We start from the raw sequence: 7,553 nt of genomic DNA, 5'->3' as shown, positions 1-7,553 counted from the left end.
GGCTAAGTGGGAAACGATGTGGGATTGCTTTGACAATCAGGAGGTTGGCTTAGAAGCAGCCATCCTTTAAAGAAAGCGTAACAGCTCACTGATCAAGCGATCCTGCGCGGAAAATGTAACGGGGCTAAAGCCATGCGCCGAAGATATGGGTTTGCAGTTTACTGCAAGCGGTAGCGGAGCGTTCCGTAAGCCTGTGAAGGTCAACCGTGAGGTTGGCTGGAGGTATCGGAAGTGAGAATGCTGACATGAGTAACGATAAACAGTGTGAGAAACACTGTCGCCGAAAGACCAAGGGTTCCTGCGTAAAGCTAATCTGCGCAGGGTTAGTCGGCCCCTAAGGCGAGGCTGAAAAGCGTAGTCGATGGGAAGCAGGTAAATATTCCTGCACCAGCTGGAAGTGACGGATGGCATAACTTGTAAGGGCTTATTGGATTGTCCTTGCAGGGGCGTTGTCCCTGGAAATAACTCCAGCAGAGACCGTACCCGAAACCGACACAGGTGGTCAGGTAGAGCATACCAAGGCGCTTGAGAGAACTGTGCTGAAGGAACTCGGCAAATTGCACGCGTAACTTCGGAATAAGCGTGACTCACCCTGCGCAAGCAGGAATGAGTGGCACAAGCCAGGGGGTAGCGACTGTTTAGCAAAAACACAGGGCTCTGCGAAGCAGCAATGCGACGTATAGGGTCTGACGCCTGCCCGGTGCCTGAAGGTTAAAGGGAGGAGTGAAAGCTCCGAACTGAAGCCCAGGTAAACGGCGGCCGTAACTATAACGGTCCTAAGGTAGCGAAATTCCTTGTCGGGTAAGTTCCGACCTGCACGAATGGCGTAACGACTTCCCCACTGTCTCCAGCACAGGCTCAGTGAAATTGAATTCCCCGTGAAGATGCGGGGTTCCCGCGGTCAGACGGAAAGACCCTATGAACCTTTACTATAGCTTCGCCTTGGCGTTAGCGACCGTATGTGTAGGATAGGTGGGAGGCTATGAAACCGGGGCGCCAGCTCTGGTGGAGCCATCCTTGAAATACCACCCTTACTGTCGTTGACGTCTAACCGAGGACCGTTATCCGGTCCCGGGACATGGCGTGGTGGGTAGTTTGACTGGGGCGGTCGCCTCCCAAAGTGTAACGGAGGCGCGCGATGGTGAGCTCAGAGCGGTCGGAAATCGCTCGTCGAGTGCAATGGCATAAGCTCGCCTGACTGCGAGACTGACAAGTCGAGCAGAGACGAAAGTCGGCCATAGTGATCCGGTGGTCCCGAGTGGAAGGGCCATCGCTCAACGGATAAAAGGTACTCTAGGGATAACAGGCTGATTTTGCCCAAGAGTCCATATCGACGGCAAAGTTTGGCACCTCGATGTCGGCTCATCACATCCTGGGGCTGGAGCAGGTCCCAAGGGTATGGCTGTTCGCCATTTAAAGTGGTACGTGAGCTGGGTTCAGAACGTCGTGAGACAGTTTGGTCCCTATCTGCCGTGGGTGTTCGAAGCTTGAGAGGATCTGTCCCTAGTACGAGAGGACCGGGATGGACATACCTCTGGTGGACCTGTCATGGCGCCAGCCGTGCAGCAGGGTAGCTAAGTATGGAATAGATAACCGCTGAAAGCATCTAAGCGGGAAACTAACCTCAAAACAAGGCTTCGCTGAGGATCGTGGAAGACTACCACGTTGATAGGCCAGGTGTGGAAGTGCGGCGACGCATGAAGCTTACTGGTACTAATAATCCGATCGGCTTGATCGTTTCTCAGCAAAACTCATTCGGTTCTACTTGCCGATAACAAAACGCGACGATGTCTTCTCATTATATTCGGGCTAACGCGCATTCGCGCTGCTTCAGCCCGGATGCTTTTTTATGTGTCTGGTTGACCCCGTGGCTATGTCGGAGGTTCCACACCCGATCCCATTCCGAACTCGGTCGTTAAGCCCTCCAGAGCCAATGGTACTTCGTCTCAAGGCGCGGGAGAGTAGGTCGCCGCGGGGTCTACCAGATACATAAAGAAGTCTTCTCATATTTCTTGTCCTACCGCCCTTTGGGTTACTTGAGGACGAGGATCGAACCACATTCTTCCTTCGCACACCGCCTTGCCGCGGGATGGAGCAGCCCGGTAGCTCGTCAGGCTCATAACCTGAAGGTCGCAGGTTCAAATCCTGCTCCCGCACCCAAGATCCAAAACCCCCGCAGCCCCAAGCTGCGGGGGTTTTCTTGTCTGGGCTGCCCTCACGCCCAGGAGGGCCGACAGGCTGCCGCCCAGTCGACAAGCTCAACCAACTTGCGCTGCTCCGTGCGAGCCCAATGTCGTCCGAGCCGGCGGGTGTTTGGACCGCCCTTGTTCGTCCAGCCGGGCCCGGGCTGACCGGGGGCTTGAGAAAATTGACCGCCAACGCCGCGCGTCGCGGCCCGTGGTCTCATCGGTGGTCGTCGGCAACGACGGCGCGACCGCAAACCTCCGGGCGATCAGCATCGAGCCAGAAATCTATCCGCCCGGCCATGGCGGCGGCCGCCATGGCCGGCGGTCGTTCTACCGGCCTCGCCCGCTGTCGATGAAGACCTTCACCGAGGCGGTGTTGCGGCCCTGGGCGCGGGCGCCGTCGCAGGCGATCGCCTGGATATAGGAGGTGAGGCTGTTCGGGGCGATGTCTTCCCACCCAGCCGTGGCGTTCTCGATGCGGTCGATCTCTGCGCCGTCGGCGCCGTATTCCAGTTCCAGCACGACGCGGGACTGTTTGGCGGCGCAGCGAAGGGCGACGTCTTCCTCCGAGTGGCTGTAGTCGCCGGCGGCGCCGTCGAGCGGCACCCGGGCGATGCGGATCGTCGTGTCGTCGCCGAGCGTGCTGAGGCCGCCGACGTCGGCGAGATAGATCGTGCGGGCGCTACGCGAGAAGACGTTCCAGTCTTCCGCAGCGGCGGCGGTCCCCGCAAGGGCAGCGGCGCCGGTAAGAACGAGGCTAAGGATAACGGGCTTCATCTGAATCCTCCCCAGAATGGCCGGATATCACACCTGAACGGATGAAATTTCAACCGGCGAAGATCGACCAATTGTCGCGATCAGGAGGTAGTGTGGATGCATGAAGCGCATCCTCCTGGTCCTGTTTCTGTTGTTTCTTCCGGCCGCTGTGCGGGCGGAGCCGGCCGTCGGATTTCAGTCCGAGCGTATTGTTGTCGAGGCGCGGGGCGGCGGACCTGATGTCATCCTGATCCCTGGCCTGGCCTCCACCTCGGCCATCTGGGACCGTACGGCGCGGGCGCTTGAGGGGCGTTACAGGGTGCATCTGGTGACCGTGCGCGGCTTTGGCGACGTGCCGCCGTCGGCGAACGGCTCCGGCCTGGTCGGCGGTCCGGCGGCGGCGGAGGTCCGGCGCTATATCGCTGAACAGGGACTGAGCCGGCCCGCCGTCATCGGTCATTCCATGGGCGGCCAGATCGCCCTGCGGGTCGCCGCCGACGCCGGTCCGCGCGTGGGCCGGATCATGGTGGTGGACGCCTCGCCCTTTTTTCCGTCGCTGATCAGCGCGGGGGCGACGAGCAGCGATGTCGAGCCTCTGGCGCGGCTGGCCTATCAGGGGCTGCTGCTGTTCGGCGACGAGGCGCTGAAGACCCAAGCTCAGGGTATGGGGGCGGACATGGGCGGCGCGGCGGACAGCCTGTTCAACACCCTCGGCTGGCAAGGCGGCGACCGGCGCACCCTGGCCCAGGGCCTGTATGAGGTGATGACCGTGGACCTGCGGTCGCGCCTGCCGGCCATCACCGCCCCGGTCACCGTGGTCTATGGCTGGAGCGCCGACGATCGCAGTCCGCGCAGCCATATCGACGGCCTGTTCCGCGCCGGCTATCGCTCCCTGCCGCGCCAGGCCGCCTTCGAGCGGATCGAGGGGGCCGAACACATGGTCATGATCGACCAGCCGCGCCGCTTCCAGGCGGCGGTGGAGCGGTTCCTGCGTTGAAGGCTCAATCCGCCGCGCGCAGGGCCTCCAGCACGCCCTTGCCGTAGCGTTCCAGCTTGCCGGCGCCGACGCCGGAGATGCGGCCCAGGGCGTTGAGATCGCGCGGCTCGCTGAGGGCGATCTCGACCAGGGTCTTGTCCTGGAAGATGACGTAGGGCGGGACGTGCTGTTCGGCGGCGCGGTCGCGACGCCAGGCGCGCAGGACCTCGAAGCGGGCGCGCACGTCCGTGTCCAGCGCCTCGGCGGCCAGGTTGCGGCCGGCGTTGCGGCGCGGGCGTTCGGCCTCGACCACGCGGACCGGGGCCTTGCGGACCTGGATCGGGCGCTCGCCGCGATAGACGGCGCGGACGGCCTCGGGATCGCCCAACTGGATGATGGGCTTGCCCTCGTTCGGGTCCTCGACCAGCAGGCCCTCGAACAGCAGGTGGTCGATGACGTCGCGCCAGCCGGTCAGCGACAGGTCGGCGCCGATGGCCCAGGTGGACAGGTTCGACTCCCAGTTCTGGACGTCCTTGGTCTTGCCCAGCAGGTGATCGACGACGCGGGTGCGGCCGAAGCGCTCTCCCAGACGCTGCACCGCCGCCAGGGCCTTCTGCGCCGGGACCACGGCGTCGAAGGTGGCGGGCGGATCGCCGCAGATGTCGCAGACGCCGCAGGGCTGGGCGTCCTGTTCGCCGAAGTAGCGACGCACCGCCTGGGGCCGGCAGACGGCGCCGTCGAGCATGGCGAACAGCTGGCGGACCTTGCGGGTCTGGACCTGTTTGACTTCCTCGGCCATCGGTCGGCCTTCGAGGCGACGCAGGGACCAGGCGATGTCGGACGGGCCGTAGAGGGTGATGCCTTCGGCCGGTTCGCCGTCGCGTCCGGCGCGGCCGATCTCCTGCCAGTAGGCTTCCAGCGATCCCGGCGGATCGGCGTGGATGACGAAGCGGACGTCGGGTTTGTCCACCCCCATGCCGAAGGCGATGGTGGCGACCATGACGGCGCCGTCCTCGGCCAGGAAGCGCTCCAGCCGTTTGTCGCGGTCCTTGGCGTCGAAACCGGCGTGATAGGCGATGGCGTTGGTCCCGGCGTCGCGCAGAGTTTGCGCCACGCGCTCGCAGCCGTCGCGGCTGCCGCAATAGACCACGCCGGACTTGCCGCGCCGCTCGCGGACCAGTTCGACCACGGCGGCGTCGGTGCGGGCGCGCGAGCCGTTGATCTTGCGCTCGGCCGACAGTTGCAGGTTGGGGCGGGCGAAGCTGTCGACGAAGACGCGGGCTTCGCCGAGGCGCAGCGAGGCGAGAATGTCGTCGCGGGTGCGGGCGTCGGCGGTGGCGGTGACGGCGATGCGGGGGACGCCGGGGAAGACCTCTGCCAGACGGCCTAGGCTTCGGTAGTCGGGGCGGAAGTCGTGGCCCCACTGCGAGACGCAGTGGGCTTCGTCGATGGCGATCAGGCTGAGGTCGATCTCGGACAGGCGTTCCAGCATGGAGCCGGCGGCCAGACCTTCCGGCGAGACGTAGAGCAGGTCCAGCTCGCCGGAGCGGGCGGCGCGCCAGATGGCCGAGCGCTCCTCCATCGGCACGCCGGAATCGAGGCGGGCGGCGGCCACGCCCTGCTGCTTCAGGGCCTCGACCTGATCGGTCATCAGGGCGATCAGCGGCGACACCACCAGACCGACGCCGGGGCGCAGGATGGCCGGGATCTGGTAGCAGACGCTCTTGCCGCCGCCGGTCGGCAGGACGGCCATGACGTCGCGCCCGGCCAGAACCTCGGCCACGACGTGCGCTTGCAGCCCACGGAAATCGGCATGGCCCCAGACCCGGCCCAGAACCTCGCGCGCGTCGCTCAGGTCGAGCGGAGCGGGCGAAGCGAAACGGCGGGGGTCGGCGAGCATCGGCGGGTTGTGCCTGATCTGTTCCGGGGTGTCACGGCTCGCCCTTCGCGAAGAGGCAGGAAAAGGGTATGGGGCGCCCCATGACCACCATTCTCTATGGCCGCCCGCCGGCGGTGTTCGACGTTCCGACCGGGGCCGTGCAGACCTCGCCCCTGATCCCCGGCTCGACCGCGCTGGAAGACCTCGCCCCCGGTTCGGTGGACGAGGCGATGATCTACGCCCCGCCCGGTGTGGTTGAGCGGCGCTATACCCTGGCGATGGCGCTGCGGGCGCTGAAGGTCGGCGGACGGCTGGACGTCATGGCGCACAAGAGCAAGGGCGGCTCGCGTCTGGGCAAGGAACTGAAGGACTTCGGTCTGGAAGTCGGCGAGACGGCCAAGGCCCACCATCGCCGCTGCATCGTGACGCGGCCCGAGACGATCGAGGGTCTGGACGCGGCGATCGCGGCGGGCAGCCTGAAGCAGGTTGAGGGGCTGGAGGCCTGGTCGCAGCCGGGCGTCTTCGCCTGGGACCGGGTCGATCCGGGCACGGCCCTGCTGGCCGGGGTCATGCCGCCGCTGAAGGGCGCGGGCGCCGATCTGGGCTGCGGCTTCGGGGCCCTGTCGCTGGTGGCGCTGCGGTCGCCGGCGGTGACGAGCTTGCGTCTGGTGGACATCGACCGGCGCGCCATCGCGGCGGCGCAGAAGAACGTCGAGGACCCGCGCGTCGCCTTCGAATGGGCCGATGTGCGGACCCTGCCGACGGCGGGCGAACTGAACTTCATCATCAGCAATCCGCCCTTCCATGACGGCGGAACCGAGGATCGGCGTCTGGGTCAGAACTTCATCCGTCAGGCGGCGGCCCTGCTGAAGACCGGCGGCGTGCTGTGGCTGGTGGCCAACCGGCACCTTCCCTATGAGGCCGAACTGAACGCGGCCTTCAAGCGGGTGAAGCCGCTGCTCGACAAGGGCGGCTACAAGATTTTCGAGGCGGTGAAGTAAGTGGCAAAGATCCCGACGTCGCGCGTCGATAAACTGCTCGGCTCCATGGGCTATGGCTCGCGGGCCGAGATGGCGCGGATGGGCAAGGCGGGCGGGATCGTGCTGGACGGCGTCGACCTGACGGATGTGTCCAAGCGCATTCCGGTGACGCCTGACCTGCCGAGCCGGATGGAGATCGACGGCGAGCCGCTGGACCCGGTTCAGGGTCTGGTCATGCTGCTGAACAAGCCGCTGGGCATGACCTGTTCGCGCAAGGAAGACGGGTCGCTGGTCTATGACATCCTGCCGGATCGGTGGAAGCGTCGCGACCCGGCCATCTCGACCATCGGCCGGCTGGACAAGCAGACGACCGGCCTGCTGCTGCTGACCGACGACGGCGACCTGCTGCACCGGGTGATCTCGCCCAAGCGCCACGTGGCCAAGGTCTATCGCGCGACGCTGGCCCGGCCCCTGACTGGCACCGAAGGGGCGCTGTTCGCCTCGGGCGATCTGGTGCTGGAGGGCGAGGACAAGCCGCTGTCGCCCGCCATTCTGGAGGTGGTGTCGCCGACCGAGGCCCTGCTGACCGTGACCGAAGGCCGCTATCATCAGGTGCGCCGGATGTTCGCCGCCGCCGGCAACCACGTCGAGGCCCTGCAGCGCAAACGGATGGGCGGACTGGTCCTGCCCGACGATCTGGCGCCGGGGGAATGGCGGCTGCTGACGCCGGACGAGATCGAGCTGATCTTCGCCTGACATCCCGTCATCCCGGCCGA

5 protein-coding genes, 1 tRNA gene and 2 rRNA genes (1 of these 8 only partly in view) are annotated in these 7,553 nt (G+C 65.1%); 6 read left to right on the top strand and 2 right to left on the bottom strand.

Annotation, left to right across the window (positions count from 1 at the left end; all coding sequences use genetic code 11):
- The 3 genes from AC3IS2_RS13210 to AC3IS2_RS13200 form a co-directional block, all read left to right on the top strand.
- Positions 1-1,738, top strand: a 23S ribosomal RNA gene (locus AC3IS2_RS13210); it begins 1,048 nt to the left of the window's first position.
- A 125-nt stretch (positions 1,739-1,863) separates the two neighbouring features.
- A 5S ribosomal RNA gene (gene rrf, locus AC3IS2_RS13205) occupies positions 1,864-1,978 on the top strand.
- Between the two features lie 105 nt (positions 1,979-2,083).
- Positions 2,084-2,160: transfer RNA gene (locus tag AC3IS2_RS13200), tRNA-Met, on the top strand.
- A 356-nt stretch (positions 2,161-2,516) separates the two neighbouring features.
- On the opposite strand, the gene AC3IS2_RS13195 is transcribed toward AC3IS2_RS13200, so the two are convergent.
- Complete coding sequence (locus AC3IS2_RS13195) at positions 2,517-2,963, bottom strand: hypothetical protein (RefSeq protein WP_489198237.1); 447 nt, start codon at positions 2,961-2,963, stop codon at positions 2,517-2,519.
- A 100-nt stretch (positions 2,964-3,063) separates the two neighbouring features.
- Between AC3IS2_RS13195 and AC3IS2_RS13190 the strand changes: the two genes are divergently transcribed.
- Positions 3,064-3,939: an alpha/beta fold hydrolase gene (locus AC3IS2_RS13190; RefSeq protein ID WP_489198236.1), complete on the top strand. Its 876-nt coding sequence runs from the start codon at positions 3,064-3,066 to the stop codon at positions 3,937-3,939.
- Between the two features lie 4 nt (positions 3,940-3,943).
- Here AC3IS2_RS13190 and recQ read toward each other — a convergent pair whose 3' ends face one another.
- Positions 3,944-5,818 carry a DNA helicase RecQ gene (gene recQ / locus AC3IS2_RS13185; protein ID WP_489198235.1) on the bottom strand — a complete coding sequence of 625 codons (1,875 nt, stop codon included), beginning with the start codon at positions 5,816-5,818 and terminating at the stop codon, positions 3,944-3,946.
- Between the two features lie 80 nt (positions 5,819-5,898).
- Between recQ and AC3IS2_RS13180 the strand changes: the two genes are divergently transcribed.
- A complete protein-coding gene (locus AC3IS2_RS13180; RefSeq protein ID WP_489198234.1) occupies positions 5,899-6,798 on the top strand; it encodes a class I SAM-dependent methyltransferase in 900 nt (299 codons plus the stop codon).
- Positions 6,799-7,533 (top strand): pseudouridine synthase, encoded by a 735-nt coding sequence (locus tag AC3IS2_RS13175; RefSeq protein ID WP_489198233.1) that lies wholly within the window; start codon positions 6,799-6,801, stop codon positions 7,531-7,533.
- The last annotated feature ends 20 nt before the right edge of the window (positions 7,534-7,553 follow it).

This window comes from Brevundimonas sp. KH_025, assembly GCF_057839885.1.
Note: the sequence above shows the minus strand (reverse complement) of the source record. Positions and strands in the feature narration are given on the sequence as shown.